This window comes from Nocardioides sp. (assembly GCF_041393715.1).
In the GTDB taxonomy this organism is placed as follows: domain Bacteria; phylum Actinomycetota; class Actinomycetes; order Propionibacteriales; family Nocardioidaceae; genus Nocardioides.
This window is the reverse complement of sequence record NZ_JAWKJQ010000003.1, coordinates 343,331-362,429: the sequence shown is the minus strand read 5'-3', so window position 1 is coordinate 362,429 and position 19,099 is coordinate 343,331. Positions and strand designations below refer to the sequence as shown.

The following is a 19,099-nucleotide window of genomic DNA, read 5'->3' as shown; positions in this document are numbered from 1 at the left end:
TCGCCCTCCTGCACGGCCGCGGACACCTCGGGGATGAGCGGCCCGGAGTTGCCGATGCAGGTGGTGCAGCCGTAGCCGACGAGGTTGAACCCGAGCTTGTCGAGGTAGGGGGTCAGGCCGGCGCGCTCGTAGTAGTCGGAGACGACCTTCGACCCCGGGGCCAGCGTGGTCTTCACCCACGGCTTGCGCTGCAGGCCGCGCTCCACGGCGTTCTTGGCCAGCAGCGCGGCGCCGATCATCACCGACGGGTTGGAGGTGTTGGTGCACGAGGTGATCGCGGCGATCGTGACGGCGCCGTTGCCGAGCTCGAAGGAGGTGCCGTCGGGCAGCGTCACGGGCACGGTGGCGTCGACGTCGCCGGCGTACGACGGCAGCTCGCCGGCGAACGCGGTGGCCGCCTCGGACAGCGGGACGCGGTCCTGCGGCCGCTTCGGGCCGGCCAGCGACGGGACGACCGAGGCCAGGTCGAGCTCGAGCCGCTCGGAGTAGCGAGGCTCCGCCGTCGGGTCGTGCCAGAGACCCTGCTCCTTGGCGTAGGCCTCGACCAGGGCGAGCTGCTCGTCGGTGCGGCCGGTGAGCCGCAGATAGCTGATCGTCTCGTCGTCGACGGGGAAGACCGCGATCGTGGACCCGAACTCCGGGCTCATGTTGCCGATCGTGGCGCGGTTGGCCAGCGGCAGCGCCGAGACACCCTCGCCGTAGAACTCCACGAACTTGCCGACCACGCCGTGCTGGCGCAGCATCTCGGTGATGGTGAGCACCAGGTCGGTGGCGGTGGAGCCCTCGGGCAGCGAGCCGGACAGCTTGAAGCCGACCACCCGCGGGATCAGCATCGACACCGGCTGGCCGAGCATCGCGGCCTCCGCCTCGATGCCGCCGACGCCCCAGCCGACCACGCCGATGCCGTTGACCATCGTGGTGTGGGAGTCGGTGCCGACACAGGTGTCGGGATAGGCGACGACGGTGCCGTCGGCGCCCTCCCGGGTGAACACCACCCGGGCGAGATGCTCGATGTTGACCTGGTGGACGATGCCGGTGCCGGGCGGGACGACCTTGAAGTCGTCGAAGGCGCCCTGGCCCCAGCGCAGGAACTGGTAGCGCTCGCGGTTGCGCTCGTACTCGATCTCGACGTTGCGCTCGAACGCCTCGGGGCTGCCGAACACGTCGGCGATCACGGAGTGGTCGATGACCATCTCGGCGGGCGCGAGCGGGTTGATCTTCGAGGGGTCGCCGCCGAGGTCGGCCATCGCCTCGCGCATGGTGGCGAGGTCGACGACGCACGGGACGCCGGTGAAGTCCTGCATGATCACCCGGGCCGGGGTGAACTGGATCTCCTTGTCGGGCGCGGCGGTCTCGTCCCAGCCGGCCAGCGCGCGGATGTCGTCGGCGGTGATGTCGGCGCCGTCCTCGGTGCGCAGCAGGTTCTCCAGCAGCACCTTGAGGGAGAACGGCAGCGATGCGACGTCGAGGCCGTCGCCGGCCACGGCGGACAGCCGGTAGATCTCGTACGACGCGGCGCCGACCTCCAGCGTCCCCTTGGCCCCGAAGCTGTCCTGACTGGTCATCCGTCCACCCATCCTTGTTGCTCGCGGTCGTCCGTCCCATCTTGCCGTCGTCACGGGCGTGACCGGAAGGCGGGTAGATCTCTTGATATCAAGATACACGATATCAAGGCACTATGGCCAGCACGCCCCGCGGCCCACCGTGGCCCTCACTGGCGCGGCAGCAGGGTGGCCACACACTCCACGTGGTGCGTCATCGGGAACAGGTCGAAGGCCCGGAGCCCGGCCAGGTCGTAGCCCAGCTCCGCGAACGTCGCGACGTCCCGGGCCAGCGCGGCCGGGTCGCAGGCGACGTAGGCCACGGCCCGTGGTCGTCTGGCGACCACCTGCTCCACGACGGGTCGGCGGGCGCCCTCGCGCGGCGGGTCGAGCACCACCAGGTCGACCGGGTCGGCAGCCCGGTCCGCCAGCACGGTGCCCACTCCCCCGGTCACCACCTCGACCGGCGCGGACAGGCCGGCCAGGTTGGCGGCGGCATGGCTCGCCGCCGTCGCGTCACCCTCGACCGCGGTGACCGCCCCGGCTGCCCCGAGCTGCTCGCCCACGAAGCGCGCGAAGAGCCCGACGCCGGCGTACAGGTCGAGCAGTCGCTCCCCGGCGGCGGGACGCAGCGCCTCGAGCACGGCGGCCACCAGCGCCGACGGTGCGCCCGGGTGCACCTGCCAGAAGCCGTCGCCGGCCACCGTGAAGCTCGCCTCCGTCGACCCCACCGTGACGGTCTCTCGCACCGAGGGACCGCCGGGCTCGCGCGCGTCCTCGCGGGCGATCAGGCAGTCGTCGATCGGGACGACCTCGTGCGACCGATGTCGCCGCATCCCCCGCTCGCCCTCGGGAGTGGTGGCGAAACGCACCCGGGTGCGCCATCGCAGGCCCTCGTCGTCACCGGGGACCGCCTCGACGACCACCGGTCGGCGGGTGCCGGCCAGGCGCTCCAGCTGCTCGGTGACCACCTCGGCCTTGAGGGCGCGCTGCCGCGGCAGCGCGACATGCTGCAGGTCACAGCCGCCGCAGCCCCCAGGCCCGGCCACCGGGCACGGCGCCGGCACCCGGTCCGGCGAGGGGGTCAGCACCTCGATGGCGTCGCCCCGCCAGAACCGGTCGCCCGCGCTGCCCTCGGTGATCTCGACGACCACCCGCTCGCCCGGGAGGGCGTGCCGCACGAAGACCACGCGCCCGCCCCGCTCCGCGACCCGGGCGACACCGGCGCCGCCGTGGGCGAACGCGGTCACCTCCACCTCGAAACGCTCCCCGACCAGGGAGTCCCCGCGCTGTCGCCGGGGCCGAGCCTGGCCGCGTCGTCGGGGCGGGGTCAATCCTGCCTGCTGTCGAACGGGACCTGGGCGTCGGAGTCCGCCCGGACCACCCGGCCGCTGCGCAGGTCACCGGCGTGCGCGCGCCGGTGCCCGCGGTCCTCGCGCTCGACCGCGGCCTGGGAGGACCGCAGCTGGTAGGGCACCGAGATCATCATCACGCCGGGGCAGAACAGCAGCCTGGCCTTCAGGCGCAGGGCGGTCTGGTTGTGCAGCAGCTGCTCCCACCAGCGCCCGACGACGTACTCGGGGATGTAGACCGCCACCACGCCGCGTGGGTTGCCCTTCCGGATCTCCAGGGCGTAGTCGACGATCGGCTTGACGACCTCGCGGTAGGGCGAGTGCAGGATCTTGAGCGGGATGTCGATGCGGCGCCGGTCCCACTCCTCCAGCAGCCGGTCGGTCGCCTCCTGGTCGGTGCTGACGTAGACCGCCTCGAGCATGTTCGGCCGGGCCGCCTTGGCGAACGCCAGGGCCCGCAGGGTCGGCTTGTGGAGCTTGGAGGTGAGCACCATCGCGTGCACCCGGGTCGGCAGCACCTTGTCCTGCTCGTCGGCCGCCAGCTCGTCCTCGACGAGGTCGTAGTGGCGGCGGATCGCGCGCATGATCATGAAGAACACCGCCATCGCCAGGATGGTGATCCAGGCGCCCGCGAGGAACTTGGTGATCAGCACGATCACCAGCACCACGGACGTGAAGCCCAGCCCGATCGCGTTGATGACCCGCGACCGCATCATCCGGCGGCGCTCCCCCGGGTCGGTCTCGGTGCGCAGGTGGCGCGTCCAGTGCCGGATCATGCCCAGCTGGCTGAGGTTGAACGACACGAAGACGCCGACGATGTAGAGCTGGATCAGCCGCGTCGTCTCCGCGTTGAAGACCTGGATCAGGATGATCGCCATCACGGCCAGGAAGACGATGCCGTTGGAGTAGGCCAGCCGGTCGCCCCGCGACCCCAGCGCGCGCGGGGCGTAGCCGTCGCTGGCGAGGATCGAGCCGAGCACCGGGAACCCGTTGAAGGCCGTGTTGGCCGCCAGCACCAGGATCACCCCGGTGACGATCACGACGGCATAGAAGCCGGGCGAGAAGTGGTCGAACACCGCCTTGGCGATCTGCGCGATCGCGGCGTTCTGGTCGTAGGTGTTGGGGTCGAGGGCCACGCCGTCGCGGTAGAGCCGCTCGACCTCGTGCGGGTCGACGACGCGCAGCCCCATCTGGTAGCCGAGGACGATGACGCTCATCATCATCGTGATCGCGATCATGCCCAGCAGCAGCAGCGTGGTGGCGGCGTTCTTGCTCTTGGGCTTCTTGAAGGCGGGCACGCCGTTGGAGATCGCCTCGACGCCGGTCAGCGCGGCACAGCCGCTGGAGAACGCCCGGGCCAGCAGGAACAGCAGCGCGACCGTGGCCAGCGTCCCCTCGTAGCCCGCCTGCGGCTCGATGGTCAGGTCGGCACTCTCGACCTGGGGCAGGGTGCCGGCGAGCAGCCGGACCAGGCCGTAGCCGCACATGGCGAGGATCGCGACCATGAACGCATAGGTCGGGACGGCGAAGAAGGTGCCCGACTCCCGGATGCCACGCAGGTTCATCGACATCAGCAGCACGACCATCAGCGACGCGGCGGTCGCACGGTGGTCGTGGATCCAGGGCACCGCCGAGCCGGCGTACTGGGCAGCCGACGAGATCGACACCGCCACGGTGAGCACGTAGTCGACGAGCAGGGCGCTGGCCACCGTGGTGCCCGCCGTCTTCCCGAGGTTGACCGTGGCGACCTCGTAGTCGCCGCCCCCGCTCGGGTAGGCGTGCACCGTCTGGCGGTACGACGCCACGACGGCGGTCATGACCAGCGCGACGGCGATGCCGATCTTCCAGGACCAGATGTAGAACGACGCGCCCGCGATCGACAGCATGATGAAGATCTCGTCGGGTGCGTAGGCCACCGACGAGAGCGCGTCGCTGGCGAAGACCGGGAGCGCGATGCGCTTGGGAAGCAGCGTCTCTCCCAGCTGGCTGCTGCGCAGCTTGCGGCCGAGGAGGATCCGCTTGGAGACGTCGCCGATGCCCACGACCGGCAAGGCTAGTCGACGCGACGCCCGCTGTCCGAGTCACGGAACCACACTGCGCGCGCCGCGGCTCCGGCTGGGATACCGTTTCACTCGTGCACGTCGTGATCATGGGCTGCGGCCGGGTCGGCTCCACGCTCGCCCGGAGCCTGGAGGACCGCAACCACACCGTCTCGGTGATCGACAGCGACCCCGACTCGTTCCGCCGGCTGGGCCCCGCGTTCAACGGCGACAAGGTCACCGGCTACGGCTTCGACCAGGCGGTGCTGGAGAAGGCCGGCATCCGCCGCGCCGATGCCTTCGCGGCCGTCTCCAGCGGTGACAACTCCAACATCATCGCCGCGCGGGTCGCCCGGGAGACCTTCGGCATCCAGCAGGTCGTGGCGCGGATCTACGACCCGGGTCGTGCGGAGGTCTACCAGCGGCTGGGCATCACCACCGTGGCCACGGTCAAGTGGACCGCCGACCAGATCCTGCGCCGGCTGCTGCCCATCGGCGCCGAGCCGGACTTCCGCGACCCGTCGGGCACGATCCGGGTCGACCAGGTGCCGGTGCCGGAGAAGTGGATCGGCCACCGCACCATCCACCTGCAGGAGCAGTCCCGCAGCCGGATCGCGTGGATCGACCGCCTCGGCGAGGGCATGCTGCCCAACCGCGAGTCGGTGCTGCAGGAGGGCGACCTGCTGCACCTGGTGATGCGCGAGGAGAACGCCTCGCAGGCCTACGTCGTCTTCGCCCGCGGCCCCGAGGAGCAGTGACATGCGCGTCGCGATCGCCGGTGCCGGCGCCGTGGGACGTTCCATCGCCCGCGAGCTGATCCAGAACGGCCATGAGGTGCTGCTCATCGACAAGGAGCCCAGCTCGATCAAGCCCGAGCGGGTGCCCGACGCCGAGTGGCTGCTGGCCGACTCCTGCGAGCTGTCGTCGCTGGAGGAGGCCCGGCTCGACAAGTGCGACGTCGTGATCGCCGCCACCGGTGACGACAAGGCCAACCTGGTCACCTCGCTGCTCGCCAAGACCGAGTTCGGGGTGCCCCGCACCGTGGGTCGGGTCAACCACCCCAACAACGAGTGGCTGTTCACCGAGGCCTGGGGCGTCGACGTCAACGTGTCGACCCCGCGGATCATGTCCGCCCTGGTCGAGGAGGCGGTCACCGTCGGCGACCTGGTGCGGCTGTTCACGTTCCGCAAGGGCAACGCCAACCTCGTGGAGATGACGCTGCCCGACGACTCGCCCTACGTCGGCCAGCCGTGCGGGCTGATCCCGTTCCCCGACAACTGCGCGCTGGTGACCATCCTGCGCGACGGCCAGGTCTACCTCCCCGAGCGGGAGCAGCCGATCGAGGCCGGCGACGAGCTGCTGTTCGTCACCCCCGCGTCGGTCGAGCCCGAGCTCGAGCGGCTGCTGGCGCCCGGCCTGCACCCCGGCTGACCCGGCACCCCCGGGCCGCGGCTCACTCCTCGGCTGCCGGCGCCTCGGGGGCCGGCTGCAACGGCGTGTGGTTGCGGCCCAGCAGCCAGCCCATCATCGCCAGCGCGGACAGCCGCAGCGGCCAGCCGAGGCCGTAGCGCAGGGCGCTGAGCATCAGCACCGCGGCGTCGGCCGACACCGCGCCGGACCAGCCGGCCAGCCACACCGGACCCTGGAGCAGCACTCCGACGATGCCGGGCATGCCGAGCACCCAGGTGAGCCGGGTGCACAGCCGGACCACCTGCGGGTCGTGGTGCCAGCCGAGCGGGTCCCCCGTGACGTTGCCGAGCATGAAGCCGATCAGCGGCCACCGCGTCACGCAGCTGGCGGCGATGGCGATGGAGTAGGCGCCGCTCCAGATCAGACCGGGCAGGAAGAACGCCAGCGCCTGCTCGTCGGCGGTGCCGCCGGAGCGGCCCGCGAGGTAGACGAACAGCCAGCCGAGCCCGATCCCGAAGACCGCGTTGAAGACGTACTGGGTGGTCCCCCGCTGGGCCAGCCGCATCAGCAGCAGCCCGACGGCGAGCGCCGCGCTGGTCGTCAACGCCAGGCGCAGGTCCTTGGTCGTCAGCCAGACGGCCGTGAACAGGAGCGTCGGGCCGGCCGCCTCGAGCATGCCGCGGCGCCCCCCGAGAGCCTCGGCCAGCTGCCGGCGTACGAGCGCCTCGACGGTGTCGACGTCGAGAGGGTGGCTCGCGTCCTCCGAGGGTGGCTCCTGCGTCACGGCATCAGCTCGTAGCGAGGGTTGAACATGATCCGGGTGCCGTCGTGGACGCCGATCCGTCCGGTCACCTGGATCACCCGGCCCGGGGCGATGCCGGCGATCCGGCGACGGCCGAGCCACAGCACCGTCAGCACGCCCGACCCGTCGAAGAGCTCGGCCTCGAGCGCCGGCACCCCGCCTCGCGGACGCAGGGTGACCGTGCGCAGCGTGCCGCGCAGCCGCACCGGCTCGCGGTCGGGGGCCGAGGCGATGTCCACGACGCCGCTCTCCTGGAACTCCCGGCGCAGGTCGCGGGCGTGCTGGTCGGAGCTGCTCGCCCACGACGTCAGCCGCCGCCGCAGCCGGCTCTTCTCAGGCATGGCGGCAAGGGTAGCCGGGGTGACCGGTCGCGCTGCTCAGGACTGCCGGCGGGCGGACGCCGGGAGGGTCAGCGGCAGCGGGTCACCGGGGGGCATCGCGTCGCCGCCGCGGTTGACGACCACCGCGGCGAGCGTGTCGTCCCAGGCGGTGGCGTCGTCGGGATCGACCGCCGGCTTGCCCAGGAACGTCGCCCGCAGGAACCACCGCGGCCCGTTGATGCCGACGACGCGGCTGGGCTGGACGCCGGGGCTGCCGTCGGGCATCTGCACCTGCTGCTGCAGCATCAGCTCGATGCCGAAGCGGCCCTCGCGCTCGGTGGCGGTGCCACCGCGTTGCGCCGCGTCGGCCTGGATCTGGGGTCGCGCCTGGCTCCACATGTCACCGTGGCGCGGCGCCGCGAAGGCCCGGAACTCTACGGCCCCGTCGGGACCGGCGATCAGCACCGACTGCACGGCGTCGGTGGCCTCGTCGACCTGGAGCCGCACCTCGCGCTCGTCCTCGGGGGTGATCAGCAGGGAGCCCAGGTCGACCCGCTCGACGTCGTCGTCGACCTCGGAGACGTCGTAGGGCCCGGCGGCGCGGGGATCGTCGTCCGCCGCGTCCGCGACCGGCTGCTCGCCCGCCTCGTCGACCGGCGTCTCGTCGACCGCGTCCTTCTTGCGGCGGAACCTCACCCGACACTCTCCTGACTGTCCTCATCACGGCGGCCGAACCCGCCGGTAGAACCGTATCCCCCGGCACCACGCGGCGAGGCCGGAAGCTCACCGACCTCGACGAACCGGGCGCGCTCGACGCGCTGCACGACCAGCTGGGCGACGCGGTCGCCGCGGCGCATCGTCACCGGCTCGCGGGGGTCGAGGTTGACCAGGAGCACCTTGATCTCACCTCGGTAGCCCGCATCGACGGTGCCGGGGGTGTTCACGATCGAGACCCCGTGGCGGGCGGCCAACCCGGACCGTGGGTGCACCAGCGCGACGAAGCCCTCCGGGAGCGCGATCGCGACGCCGGTCGGCACCAGTGCCCGCTCCCCCGGCGCCAGGTCGACGTCGACCGCGGTCATCAGGTCGGCGCCGGCGTCGCCGGGATGGGCGTACGCCGGCACCGGCAGCCCCGGGTCGAGCCGGAGCAGCGCGATCTCGAGGTCCGTCACGGCGCCCGACCCTACCGGCCCCCGGTGGCTGCGAGCAGGCGCACTAGGCTTCGGCGGGTGGATGACGGCGCGCGCTACCAGGAGCGGCTGCACGCACCCCTGCGCTGGTGGGTCCAGGGCACCATGCTCGTCGCCAGCGCATGGCTGGCCGCGGCCGTCGCGATGCCGACCTCCGGCGCCCTGGCCGTCGCGGCGGTCGGGCTGGCCCTGATGGCCGCGTTCCTGCTGGGCTACGGCGGCGCGCGCATCGAGGTCGGCGACGGGATGCTGCGCGCGGGACGGGCCGCCATCGAGACCACGCTGCTCGGCGAGGCCACTCCCCTGGACGCCGAGGCCACGCGTCGGCAGGCCGGGGTCCAGGCGGACGCTCGGGCCTACCTCGTGCTGCGCCCCTTCGTGAAGACGGCGGTGCGGGTGGACGTGGCCGACGCGGCCGACCCGACGCCGTACTGGCTGCTGAGCACCCGGCATCCGCGGGCGCTGGCCTCGGCGCTGGACGCGGCCACCGGTAGGCTCGCGACCAGACAGCTCACCGGGGAGGACTGAGGACTGATGGCGGGCAACGGCTCGAAGGGCAACAGCTCGAAGATCTGGTCGGCCTTCTCGCTCGGCTCGGCGCTCCTCGCCGCGGCCGCGGCGAAGAAGGTCCTCACCACCTCGTGGCGGGCCGCCACCGGCAAGAACCCGCCGGCCAACCCGGCCGACCCCGACGTCGACCTGTGGGAGGCCGTGCTCTGGGCCGCCGTCAGCGGCACCATCGTCGGGCTGGCCCGGATGCTGGCCACCCGCCGCGCGGCCAGCTACTACACCCGCTCCACGGGCAAGCTGCCGCCCGAGCTCGCTGCCGACGACCAGGACGCCGACTCCGCAGAGCCGGCCCAGGCCTAGGCCTACGCGCAGTCGCGGCAGACCAGCTTGGCCTCGTCGGCGAGCTGGCTGCGGTGGTGCACGAGGAAGCAGCTCATGCAGGTGAACTCGTCCTCCTGACGAGGCTTCACCTCCACGGCCAGCTCCTCGTGGGAGAGGTCGGCACCGGGCAGCTCGAAGGACTCGGCAGCCTCCGCCTCGTCCTCGTCGACCTTGCCTGAGTTCTTGTCGTGACGGCGCGCCTTGAGCTCTTCGATGCTCTCCTCGGACGCGTCGTCGTCCGTCTTGCGAGGTGCGTCGTAGTCGGTCGCCATCTGGGTGTCTGCTCCTGGGGAATGTCAGCGTGCGGGAACGGGGTTGCTCGTCGTCAGGCGCCAGATTGTGCACCATGCCGGGTCGGAACGCACGCTGGTCTCACGACGTGTCGCGCAACGGTACGCGGGCGGGTTCTATTCCCCGGTCCGAGCGGTCGCTCCGAGGGCGGTCAGCCCGGGTGGTCGGCGGCCACCAGCCCGACCTCGGTGACCGTGGCGAGGAACTCCTCGAACCCGTGCTCGGGAGCGCACACCATCAGCGTCAGCCCGCCGATCCCGGTCATCAGCGCCGTGCGGGCGCCGGCCTCGCGGGCGACCAGCCCGCCGGCGGCGTGGTCCCAGGGGTTGAGCCCTTCCTCGACGTAGCCGTCGGCGGCGCCCTCGGCCACGTGGCAGAGGTCGAGCGCCGCCGAGCCGGGGCGGCGGATGTCACGCACCACCGGGAGCAGCCGGGCGATCGCCTGCGCCTGCAGCGCGCGGATCGGTGGCTCGTAGTTGAAGCCGGTGATCACCAGGCGCTGGGAGAGCGGGGCGGGCTCCCGGACCCGCAGCGGGGTGCCGTCGCGATGGGCGCCGCCGCCGAGCACGGCCCAGTAGGTCACCCCCGTCGGGACGTTGAGCACCACCCCGACCTGCGCGACGCCGTCGACCTCGGCGGCGATCGACACGGCGTACTGCGGCAGGCCGTAGAGGAAGTTGACGGTGCCGTCGATCGGGTCGACCACCCAACGCACCCCGGAGTCGCTCTCGTCACGACCGCCCTCCTCACCGAGGAAGCCGTCGCCGGGTCGGGCGCCCAGCAGCCTGCCGCGGATCAGCCGCTCGCTGTCGTGGTCGACGCGGGTGACCACATCGGTCAGGCTGGTCTTGGTGGCGGCGACCTCGACCCCGGCGGCTCGTTCGCGACGGATCAGCTCGGCGGCCTCGCGGGCCACGTCGAGGGCGAGGCGCAGCAGCTCCTCACGGAGCTCGGGGGTGACGGCGAGGGCGGCGCTCACGAGTCCTCTCCTCCGATCGTCGGCACGGGTCCGCGCGCGTTGACGCAGCAGCCGGCCGGGCAGCGGTCGTGTCCGGCGGGAAGCGCGCCGACCGCGGACCGCGCCGGCAGCTCTCCCCGCTCCGCCGCGGCCCGCTCGAGCACCAGCTCACGCACCAGCGCGACGAAGCGAGGGTCGACACCCGGCGTCGCCGCTCTGGCGGCCGCCAGGCCGAGCTTGTCGGCGGTGACCAGGGCCTCGGTGTCGAGGTCGTAGACGACCTCCATGTGGTCGGACACGAAGCCGACCGGGACCAGCACGACGGCGCGGGTGCCGGCCTCGGCGAGCTGCTCGAGGTGGTCGTTGACATCGGGCTCCAGCCACGGCACCGTCGGCGGCCCGGAGCGCGAGCAGTAGACCAGGTCGTGGTCGACCGAGCGGGAGACCTCGCGACGGACCTGGTCGACGACGGCGGCGGCGACGCTCTCGTGCTGGGCGACGTAGGCGCCCCCACGCGGGCCACTGGCGGCGTTCATCGTCAGCGGGATCGAATGGGTGACGAAGACCAGCCGGGCGTCGTCGCGGACGTCGGCGGGCAGGTCGGCCATCGCGGCCAGCACGGCGTCGACCACGGGGCCGACGAAGCCCGGGTGGTTGTAGTAGGTGCGCAGCTTGTCGAGGCGGGGCGCACCCGGCACCTCCGCCGCCGCCGCCGCGAGGTTCTCGCGGTACTGCCGGCACGAGGAGTACGACGAGTAGGCCGACGTCACGAAGCAGGCGGCCCGGGTCACCCCGTCGTCGCGCATCTGCGCCAGCGCGTCAGCGAGGTAGGGGTCCCAGTTGCGGTTGCCCCAGTAGACCGGCACCTCCAACCCGTTGGTGGCGAAGTCCTCGCGGATCGCCGCCAGCAGGGCCCGGTTCTGGTCGTTGATCGGCGAGCGCCCCCCGAGGCGGAAGTAGTGCTCGCCCACCTCCGCCAGCCGCTCCTTCGGGATGCCCCGCCCCCGGGTGACGTTCTCCAGGAACGGAACCACGTCGGCAGGCTTCTCCGGGCCCCCGAACGAGACGAGCAGCACGGCGTCGTAGGGGGCGGGATCGGGGGTCACCCCGCCATCGTAGGGGCCGCGCTTCGTCGATTCGGACGCTGTCTGAGCGGAGCCCTACGCTCGCCTCGATGCTCACCCCCTACCGCCGCGTGCTCAGCGAGCCGGGCGCCCTCGCCTTCAGCGGAGCCGCGCTCGTCGCCCGCCTGCCGATCTCGATGATCGGGCTGGGCATCGTGCTGCTGATCTCGACCGTGACCGGGTCCTACGGGCTCGCGGGCTCGGTGTCGGCGGTGTTCCTGATCTCCAACGCGCTGCTCACGGTGCCGCAGGGCCGGCTGCTCGACCAGTGGGGGCAGGCCCGGGTGCTGACCACCGCCATCGCGGTGCACACCGTCGCGCTGGTGCTGCTGGTCGTCGCGGTGCAGGCCGACTGGCCGCTCGTCACGACCTACGCCGCCGCGGCGCTGGGCGGTGCCACGCTGCCGGCCGTCGGGCCGTCGGTGCGCGCCCGCTGGTCGCACCGTCTGCACCGACCGGCCGACGTCGCCACCGCCTACGCCCTGGAGTCGGTGCTCGACGAGGTGGTCTTCATCGTCGGACCCATCCTCGTCACCGTGCTGGCCACCGGCTGGCGCTCGTGGTCGGGTCTGGCGGTGGCCATCGTGGTCGGGCTCGTGGGCACCCTCGGCTACGCCTCGCTGCGCGCCACCCAGCCCCCGGCCCGCCGGCGTAGCGCCGACGACGGGCCGCGCCCGCCCATGCCGTGGCGCGCGATCGCCGCGATCGCCCTGGTCGCGCTGCTGCTCGGCACGGCACTCGGCGCGGCCGAGGTGATCACCGTCGCCTTCACCGAGGAGGCCGGGGTGAAGAGGTGGGCGGGCTTCCTGCTCGCCCTCTGGGCGGCCGGCAGCCTCGTCGGCGGGGTCGTGACCGGCAGCATCCAGTGGCAGCGCGGGCCGGGCGGTCGGCTCCGCTGGGCCACCCTCGGGCTGGCCGTCGCGATGGCGCCCCTGCCCTGGATCGGGTCCGTGGCCGTCCTGGCGATGGTGCTCTTCGTGGGTGGTCTCGCGGTCGCCCCGTCGCTGATCGCCACCAACTCGCTGGTCGAGCAGACGGTGCCGTCCGGTCGGCTCTCGGAGGGCATGGCCCTGGTCCACACCGGGATCGTGGCCGGCGTCGCCCCCGGCGCCACCCTGGCGGGCCTGGTCATCGACGCGCAGGGCGCCTCGACGGCCTACCTGATCCCGGTGGTCGCGGGCGTGGCCGGCGCTCTCGCCGCCCGGCTCACGCCGCGCTGAGGAGCCTTCCGGCGCGCCGTCGCGGCACCGCCGTCCCGCGCTCCCGCTGGCGTAGGCTCGGCGCAACCGGAACCGGAGAACGGACGCAGGATGGAGCACCTCAGCCTCGTGGGCATGAGCGAGGACCAGGCACGCCTGCTGCTGGTGGACGACGCCGGGCACGAGTTCAGCCTCGATGCCGACGACGATCTCCGGGCCGCCGTTCGCGGCCACCAGACCCGCCTCGGCCAGTTGGAGATCCAGATGGAAAGCGCACTGCGTCCTCGTGACATCCAGGCCCGGATCCGGGCGGGTGAGTCACCCGAGCAGGTGGCCCAGGCCGCCGGGACGACGGTGGACAAGGTGATGGTCTACGCCGGGCCGGTGCTGGCCGAGCGGGCCCACATCGCCGAGCGGGCGCAGCGTGCGTCGGTGCGCACCACCGGCGGCGAGCCCGCGGCACGCACCCTCGGCGAGGCCGTGTCCGCCCAGCTCCGCCGGTCCAACGTCCCGGGCGACTCGCTCGACTGGGACGCCTGGCGCCGTGAGGACGGCCGCTGGACCCTGGTGGTGCCCCTTCCCGCAGCGGCCCGCGAGGGCGCCGCGCACTTCACCTTCGACGCTCCCGGCAACTACGTCGTGGTCGACGACGACGACGCCCGTTGGCTGGTGGGCGACCTGCCCGAGCCGGTGGAGACGCCGGCCCGGGACGACCTCCAGTCCGCCCGGGCGCGCCGGCTGGCCGCCGTACCTGCCGAGGAGCAGCTGCCGCTCGGCGACGACCTCGGCGGCGGCCGGGAGGCCTCCCTGGGTGACGACGCCATCGAGCTGGTCGCCGACGCCGACACCGAGGACCTGTCCGAGACCGCTGCCCGGCTCCGCGCGGCGCCGGAGGCCGACACGCTCGGGGTCGAGCAGGGCGCCGAGGCGTTCCTCGACGGCGTCTTCGCCCGGCAGAACCCCGGGGACGCGGCCGGCGAGCCGACCGTCGACGGAGCCTCTGCGGTGGCCGACGACTCGGTCGACGCGTCCGAGGACGACGAGCACCTGCCGCCGCAGCGGCGCGAGGTCAAGAAGACCCGGGGCCGAGCCTCGGTCCCGAGCTGGGACGAGATCATGTTCGGCGGCGGCTCGTCCGACTGAGTCCGGGCCTGCGTCGGGGTCGGCTCAGACGTCCCCGGTGGCCACCGGCCTGTCCGGGTCGGTGATCCAGCCCGACCAGGAGCCCGGATAGAGGGCCGCGCGCACCCCCGCGAGCTCGAGCGCCAGCACCGCCTGCGTCGCGGTCACTCCCGAGCCGCAGTACGCCGTCACCTCGGCACCCCGGGCGGCCCCGGCCTCGGCGTAGGTGTCGGCGAGCTCGCCCGGGTCGCGGAACCTGCCGGCCTCGTCGAGGTTGACCGTGAGCGGCACGTTGACCGCGCCGGGGATGTGGCCGGCCACCGGGTCGACGGGCTCCACCTCGCCCCGGAAGCGTTCCGGAGCCCGCACGTCGATGAGCACCCCCGCGGCGCGGACCTGGTCGGCGTCGACGACCGGCATGCTCCCCGGCGACCCGGAGAAGTCCCCCGGCGGCCGGCTCGGCTCCCCCGTCTCGGTCTCCCCGCCGGCCGCCAGCCATCCGCGCCAGGCGCCGTCGAGCACCCGCACGTCACGGTGGCCGTAGTGCCGCAGCAGCCACCACGCGCGTCCCGCCGCGAGACTGCTCCAGTCGTCGTAGACCACCACCGGGCGGTCGTTGCGGACACCCGCCGTGCTCATCGCCGCCACGAACCGGTCCGGGCTCGGCAGCGGGTGCCGGCCGCCCGCCCCCGGCGGGTCGGCGAGGTCGCTGTCGAGGTCGACGTACGCCGCTCGGGATGTGTCCGCGGCGTACCGCGCCCGCCCGTTGCGCGCCCCCAGGCGATAGCGCACGTCGAGCACCGTCACCGCCGGCAGTCGCTCGCGCAGCTCGTCGGGGTCGATCAGGGGGCTGGGCATGGGGTTCATCCTGCCGCAGCCGCCGATCCGGACGTCGAGCCGCCGCGGCAACTCTTCCCCGCCTGCCGTCGTCTCCTCGGTGACGAGGTCGACACCGGGAGGCGAGATGCGGAGCGCGAGCACCGCCGCGGGCATGGTCGTGGGGCTGTTGCTGGCCGCCTGCACCGCCGCGGCTCCGACCGGGCCGGACCGGGTGGTGGACTCCTCCGCGCCGCCCCGCACTGCCAAGCCGTCGCACGACGTCTCGCGCTGCGCGGCGACGGGGAGGCTCGGTCCCGACGGTTCTGGAGCTGGCTGGGCATCCAGCGGAGCTCGCGACCGGCGGATAGTCTGGCGCACGGTCGGCCGGTGCACGGCGTTCTACCTCGCCAGGTACGGCGACGGCTCGGGCCTCGGGCCGCACGGCTACTTCACCCGAGGCCGAGGGCTGTCGATCATCCACGGGCAGGACCGGATGCACACGCCGCAGGGGATCCGGCGCGGTTCCCGCGCCCGTGCCGTCACCCACTCGTTCGCCCATCTGGTGGGGACCGACGGCTTCATGACGGCTCCCGCCTCCGACGATGCGGCGTACTTCTTCATCGTGCGCGACAAGCGGGTGGCCTACTTCGGCCTCTCCCTGCCCGCCGACCCGTGCCTGAACACCTGGATGCGACAGCTGCGACGCGATCCGGCGTAGCTGACCCGCCGCGAACATGCTGCTGCGAGGTCGACGACGTGCCGAGGTCCCCGCCGGGACCGAGGACGGCGGGGTGTCGGGGCGGGGTGGCTACTGGTCGGGTGGGTCGGGGTCGCTGTTGTCGTCGCTGTCGATGAGGTGGAGGCAGCCGCCGGCCGAGGGGTGGGCGGGGGTGACGTCGCGGGTGCCGGTGTGGTCGACGAGGAGCCGGTAGCCGTGCGGGGTCGACCAGAGATAGGTCCCGGGTTCGATGACGGCGTAGCGCCACGGGGTGTGGGTCTTCAACCGGTGATGGCTCCGGCAGAGTGGGGCGATGTTGCACGAGCAGGTCGGCCCGCGGTCGGGTCGGCCTCGTCGAACGGGACCACGTGGTCGTGGTCGCACCGTCTGGCTGGTCTGGTGCACCACGGGAACACACAGTGCCCATCGCGCTGGTCGACCAGGGTCTTGAGGCGGTCGGGAACCTCGTACTGATCCACCCGCACATGCCCCGCCAGATCCAGGACCGGCTTCACGGTCACCGTCGCGTCGGGGTGGCCACACCACGCCCGGATCTTGTCGGCGTCGATCGGGGTGCAGGTGTTCTCACAACGCCCCACCATCCGGCCTTCGCCGGTGAGCGCCTGCCTCCGACAGGTGGAGGAACAAGGTCACCGGCCGCCGCGGGCCAGCGGTCGCACCCTCGGGTCACTGTCGTAGGAGAGGGCGAGCTGGGTCCGGGACATCTCACCCAACGCGGTCGCCCGGCGGGCATCGAGGCTCTCGGTCGACCCGGCGATCTTCAGCTGCTCGGCACCGGCAGCGAGCGCCTGGTCGAGATGCAGGGCGTCGGCCAGGTCCAGCTCACCGGAGACGGCGACGGTGCCGGTGAAGGACACCTGATCGGTGTGCACGTCCACCCGCCGGGTGTCCGCCACCTCGGGTGACGGGTTCTCGGGGTCCTCCCGCTCCACCCGTCACAGCGGATCCTCGCTTCCAGGATCAGCTGGTCGAGCTGACGCGTCGAGACCCGCCCCGCCACGATCGCGACCTGACGATCCACGAACCCCGCCGCAGCCGGAGAGAGCGGAAGGGTGGCATCGGCGACCAAGGTCGCCCGCCACGCCGGCACCGCACCCGCCTGCACCTGCGCCTTCAGAGCTCCGGCAGCCGGTGGCACAGCTCCAACGCCCGCCCGATCAACCGACGACCGGCGTCGGTGGTCAGCCCCAGCGCGGTGGCGAACTCCGCCACCGCGTACTCCGCGATGTCTGGGGCACCCTCACCGGCAAGAGGCACGACGTTGCCGGACTCCCACCAGTACGCCGCATCCCCGTGTCCGTCGGCTCGTGCAGCGCCGCCCACTCCACCGCCGCCACCAGCTTCGCCGCCGCAGCGGCCTGCTCGGCACGCATCGCCGCCCGGGCCGTCGCCAGCACCCGATCCGGAGACCCCGGGACCGGGACCTCCGCGAACGGGCGACTGGCTGCTAGGTCAACCCAATCAGGGCCACCGACAATCAGCCTGCTCAGACCGTGTTTGTCCCACTCGTGAGACAACTCGAGAAAATCGATCAACCGTCGAGCCCCCGACGCCTGCGAAACCACCACCGCAACAGGCCAGCGCGAAGCAGACGGCAGCCGCCACCACAGCAACCAACCAGCGACCCCCGCTCGTCAGGCCTGCTCAGACCCTGTCTCGGACGCTCGCTCCGCGGCTCCCAACCACCGGAGGCGATCCGGTGGTGGAGGAAGAGCGCCCGCGGGAGCGGCAGCCGCGTACAAGAGCAACCAACCAGCGACCCGTGGTCGTCACTGCACACCAACCGCAGCGGACCGGCGGCCGCCAGCGCGTGGTTAATCGAAGAAATTCTCGGATCGGTTCCTGGGTCGGAAACCACCACCGCAACAGGCCGGAGCGCGAAGCAGACCCGGCAGCCGCCGTACAAGAGCAACCAACCAGCGACCCCCGCTCGTCACTGCCAAGCACCGCAACCACAGCGGACCCTGCGCCCGCCAGACGCGTGGTTTCGAGACGCTCGCTCCGCGAGCCCCTCCACCACCGGGCGCGAGCTCCTCCACCACCGGGACGCTGCCCGGGTGCCCGTCGGTCCTAGGACCACCGTGCGATGGCGACTGCGACCGGACTCCCGATGGACTTCTCACACCCCACCACCCCGAGGAGCACCCCATGAAGATCCCCGCACTCCTGGCCCTGACCGCCGTGTCCCTGACCGCCGTCGGCGTGCTGGCCGCCCCCGCGCAGGCCAAGGACGTCGACGTCAAGGGCACCACCGGCTGCACCACCGGCATCAAGGCCAAGCTCAAGGCCGGGCCACGCGACCCGGGCAAGATCAAGACCAACGTGCAGGTCGACGACGTCGGCAAGGTACGCCGGGTGTGGACCGTCACGGTGACCGACGGCACCCAGACGGTCACCCGGACCGCCACCACCCGCGGTGCGTCCAACAGCATCAACCTGGACTTCTTCACCACCGACAACGCGGGCGCCGACGACGTGACCTTCACCGCCACCCGCGCCGGCGCGTCCTGCAGCGGCTCGGTCACCGTCCCCTGACCCCCAGCGCGACGCGCGGGCCACCCGACCGGCCCGCGCGTCGCGAGCCGACCGCCACCTCCGCAGCCGTCCCCGGCATGTGCGAGGATCACCGACCGTGGCGGAACTGCACTTCTTCACCGGGACTATGGACTCCGGCAAGAGCACGCTGGCGCTGCAGACCAACCACAACCACGCCCAGCGCGGTCGGGTCGGCCGGATCTTCACCGCCCACGACCGGGCCGGAGAGTCGATCCTGTCCAGCCGGCTGGGGCTGACCCACGACGCGATCGAGGTGCCCGACGACTTCGACTTCTGGCGCTACGTCGTCGACGCGCTCACCCAGGGCGGGCGGATCGACTACCTCATCTGCGACGAGGCGCAGTTCTACACCCCGCAGCAGATCGACCAGCTGGCCAAGATCGTCGACGAGCTCCAGATCGACGTCTTCACCTTCGGCATCCTCACCGACTTCCGCAGCGTGCTCTTCCCGGGCAGCGCCCGGCTGGTCGAGCTGGCCGACCGGATGCAGACGCTGCAGGTCGAGGCGCTGTGCTGGTGCGGCAAACGGGCCACCCACAACGCGCGCACCGAGAACGGCGCGATGGTGGTCGAGGGCGAGGTGATCGTCGTGGGCGACGTCGACGACATCGACGAGGAGCCCGCCGACGTGGCCTACGAGGTGCTCTGCCGTCAGCACCACCGCCGACGGCTCACCGCGGCACGCGCCAAGGCGGTGTCGCTGGCCCCCGAGCCGCTGCCGTTCGGCTCGGCGGGCTGAGCCCTCG

The 19,099-nt window shown here is 72.5% G+C and carries 23 protein-coding genes; 9 read left to right on the top strand and 14 right to left on the bottom strand.

Translation table 11 applies throughout. The features are described from left to right. The 3 genes from acnA to R2740_RS07080 all read right to left on the bottom strand — a co-directional run. On the bottom strand, positions 1 to 1,565 hold a 1,565-nt coding region (gene acnA / locus R2740_RS07090), incomplete at its 3' end, for an aconitate hydratase AcnA (RefSeq protein WP_371301982.1). A 146-nt stretch (positions 1,566 to 1,711) separates the two neighbouring features. Further along, positions 1,712 to 2,875 carry a class I SAM-dependent RNA methyltransferase gene (locus R2740_RS07085; protein ID WP_371301981.1) on the bottom strand — a complete coding sequence of 388 codons (1,164 nt, stop codon included), beginning with the start codon at positions 2,873 to 2,875 and terminating at the stop codon, positions 1,712 to 1,714. Then, a complete protein-coding gene (locus tag R2740_RS07080) occupies positions 2,872 to 4,935 on the bottom strand; it encodes an APC family permease (protein WP_371301980.1) in 2,064 nt (687 codons plus the stop codon). The genes R2740_RS07085 and R2740_RS07080 overlap by 4 nt, the downstream gene beginning before the upstream one ends. A 107-nt stretch (positions 4,936 to 5,042) precedes the next feature. Here R2740_RS07080 and R2740_RS07075 point away from each other — a divergent pair, with 107 nt between their 5' ends. Together R2740_RS07075 and R2740_RS07070 are read left to right on the top strand one after the other, a co-directional pair. After that, positions 5,043 to 5,690 (top strand): TrkA family potassium uptake protein, encoded by a 648-nt coding sequence (locus tag R2740_RS07075; RefSeq protein WP_371301993.1) that lies wholly within the window; start codon positions 5,043 to 5,045, stop codon positions 5,688 to 5,690. Position 5,691: 1 nt separating this feature from the next. Further along, positions 5,692 to 6,363: a TrkA family potassium uptake protein gene (locus tag R2740_RS07070; protein WP_371301979.1), complete on the top strand. Its 672-nt coding sequence runs from the start codon at positions 5,692 to 5,694 to the stop codon at positions 6,361 to 6,363. A 22-nt stretch (positions 6,364 to 6,385) separates the two neighbouring features. Here R2740_RS07070 and R2740_RS07065 read toward each other — a convergent pair whose 3' ends face one another. The 4 genes from R2740_RS07065 to dut are packed head-to-tail and all read right to left on the bottom strand — an operon-like array spanning position 6,386 to position 8,636. Continuing rightward, positions 6,386 to 7,126: a DUF3159 domain-containing protein gene (locus tag R2740_RS07065; protein WP_371301978.1), complete on the bottom strand. Its 741-nt coding sequence runs from the start codon at positions 7,124 to 7,126 to the stop codon at positions 6,386 to 6,388. Then, complete coding sequence (locus R2740_RS07060) at positions 7,123 to 7,485, bottom strand: OB-fold nucleic acid binding domain-containing protein (RefSeq protein ID WP_371301977.1); 363 nt, start codon at positions 7,483 to 7,485, stop codon at positions 7,123 to 7,125. Before R2740_RS07060 ends, R2740_RS07065 begins: the two co-directional genes overlap by 4 nt. A 36-nt stretch (positions 7,486 to 7,521) precedes the next feature. Then, on the bottom strand, positions 7,522 to 8,160 hold the full coding sequence (locus tag R2740_RS07055) for a DUF3710 domain-containing protein (RefSeq protein ID WP_371301976.1): 639 nt from the start codon (positions 8,158 to 8,160) through the stop codon (positions 7,522 to 7,524). Then, complete coding sequence (gene dut, locus R2740_RS07050; protein ID WP_371301975.1) at positions 8,157 to 8,636, bottom strand: dUTP diphosphatase; 480 nt, start codon at positions 8,634 to 8,636, stop codon at positions 8,157 to 8,159. Before dut ends, R2740_RS07055 begins: the two co-directional genes overlap by 4 nt. Positions 8,637 to 8,693: 57 nt before the next feature. Here dut and R2740_RS07045 point away from each other — a divergent pair, with 57 nt between their 5' ends. Together R2740_RS07045 and R2740_RS07040 are read left to right on the top strand one after the other, a co-directional pair. After that, entirely contained in the window at positions 8,694 to 9,182 is a 489-nt protein-coding gene (locus tag R2740_RS07045) for a DUF3093 domain-containing protein (RefSeq protein ID WP_371301974.1), read from the top strand. A gap of 6 nt (positions 9,183 to 9,188) precedes the next feature. After that, on the top strand, positions 9,189 to 9,524 hold the full coding sequence (locus tag R2740_RS07040) for a DUF4235 domain-containing protein (protein ID WP_371301973.1): 336 nt from the start codon (positions 9,189 to 9,191) through the stop codon (positions 9,522 to 9,524). A 2-nt stretch (positions 9,525 to 9,526) separates the two neighbouring features. Here the strand turns inward: R2740_RS07040 and R2740_RS07035 are convergent, their stop codons facing one another. From R2740_RS07035 to R2740_RS07025, 3 genes are all read right to left on the bottom strand, one after another. Continuing rightward, a complete protein-coding gene (locus R2740_RS07035) occupies positions 9,527 to 9,817 on the bottom strand; it encodes a DUF4193 domain-containing protein (RefSeq protein WP_371301972.1) in 291 nt (96 codons plus the stop codon). Positions 9,818 to 9,987: 170 nt separating this feature from the next. Beyond that, positions 9,988 to 10,815, bottom strand: coding sequence for an inositol monophosphatase family protein (locus R2740_RS07030; protein ID WP_371301971.1), 828 nt, complete (start codon positions 10,813 to 10,815; stop codon positions 9,988 to 9,990). After that, a complete protein-coding gene (locus R2740_RS07025; protein ID WP_371301970.1) occupies positions 10,812 to 11,900 on the bottom strand; it encodes a ferrochelatase in 1,089 nt (362 codons plus the stop codon). The genes R2740_RS07030 and R2740_RS07025 overlap by 4 nt, the downstream gene beginning before the upstream one ends. 68 nt (positions 11,901 to 11,968) lie before the next feature. On the opposite strand from R2740_RS07025, the gene R2740_RS07020 reads away from it, so the two are divergent. Both R2740_RS07020 and sepH read left to right on the top strand, forming a co-directional pair. Beyond that, positions 11,969 to 13,138, top strand: a complete 1,170-nt coding sequence (locus R2740_RS07020) for an MFS transporter (RefSeq protein ID WP_371301969.1) — start codon at positions 11,969 to 11,971, stop codon at positions 13,136 to 13,138. Positions 13,139 to 13,228: 90 nt separating this feature from the next. Further along, complete coding sequence (sepH, locus tag R2740_RS07015; protein WP_371301968.1) at positions 13,229 to 14,260, top strand: septation protein SepH; 1,032 nt, start codon at positions 13,229 to 13,231, stop codon at positions 14,258 to 14,260. 24 nt (positions 14,261 to 14,284) lie between these two features. Here sepH and R2740_RS07010 read toward each other — a convergent pair whose 3' ends face one another. Then, on the bottom strand, positions 14,285 to 15,097 hold the full coding sequence (locus tag R2740_RS07010) for a sulfurtransferase (protein WP_371301967.1): 813 nt from the start codon (positions 15,095 to 15,097) through the stop codon (positions 14,285 to 14,287). On the opposite strand from R2740_RS07010, the gene R2740_RS07005 reads away from it, so the two are divergent. Further along, positions 15,096 to 15,776 carry a hypothetical protein gene (locus R2740_RS07005; protein ID WP_371301966.1) on the top strand — a complete coding sequence of 227 codons (681 nt, stop codon included), beginning with the start codon at positions 15,096 to 15,098 and terminating at the stop codon, positions 15,774 to 15,776. The two genes, R2740_RS07010 and R2740_RS07005, sit on opposite strands and share 2 nt — an antisense overlap. 90 nt (positions 15,777 to 15,866) lie before the next feature. On the opposite strand, the gene R2740_RS07000 is transcribed toward R2740_RS07005, so the two are convergent. The 3 genes from R2740_RS07000 to R2740_RS06990 are packed head-to-tail and all read right to left on the bottom strand — an operon-like array spanning position 15,867 to position 16,729. Next, complete coding sequence (locus R2740_RS07000; RefSeq protein ID WP_371301965.1) at positions 15,867 to 16,061, bottom strand: hypothetical protein; 195 nt, start codon at positions 16,059 to 16,061, stop codon at positions 15,867 to 15,869. Beyond that, positions 16,058 to 16,378: a hypothetical protein gene (locus R2740_RS06995; protein ID WP_371301964.1), complete on the bottom strand. Its 321-nt coding sequence runs from the start codon at positions 16,376 to 16,378 to the stop codon at positions 16,058 to 16,060. The genes R2740_RS07000 and R2740_RS06995 overlap by 4 nt, the downstream gene beginning before the upstream one ends. A gap of 48 nt (positions 16,379 to 16,426) precedes the next feature. Beyond that, the gene (locus R2740_RS06990; protein WP_371301963.1) at positions 16,427 to 16,729 is read right to left on the bottom strand and encodes a hypothetical protein; all 303 of its coding nucleotides are present in this window, start codon (positions 16,727 to 16,729) and stop codon (positions 16,427 to 16,429) included. A gap of 1,216 nt (positions 16,730 to 17,945) precedes the next feature. Here R2740_RS06990 and R2740_RS06985 point away from each other — a divergent pair. Together R2740_RS06985 and R2740_RS06980 are read left to right on the top strand one after the other, a co-directional pair. Next, positions 17,946 to 18,332 (top strand): hypothetical protein, encoded by a 387-nt coding sequence (locus tag R2740_RS06985; protein ID WP_371301962.1) that lies wholly within the window; start codon positions 17,946 to 17,948, stop codon positions 18,330 to 18,332. 97 nt (positions 18,333 to 18,429) lie between these two features. Continuing rightward, positions 18,430 to 19,092, top strand: coding sequence for a thymidine kinase (locus R2740_RS06980; RefSeq protein ID WP_371301961.1), 663 nt, complete (start codon positions 18,430 to 18,432; stop codon positions 19,090 to 19,092). Positions 19,093 to 19,099: the final 7 nt, after the last annotated feature.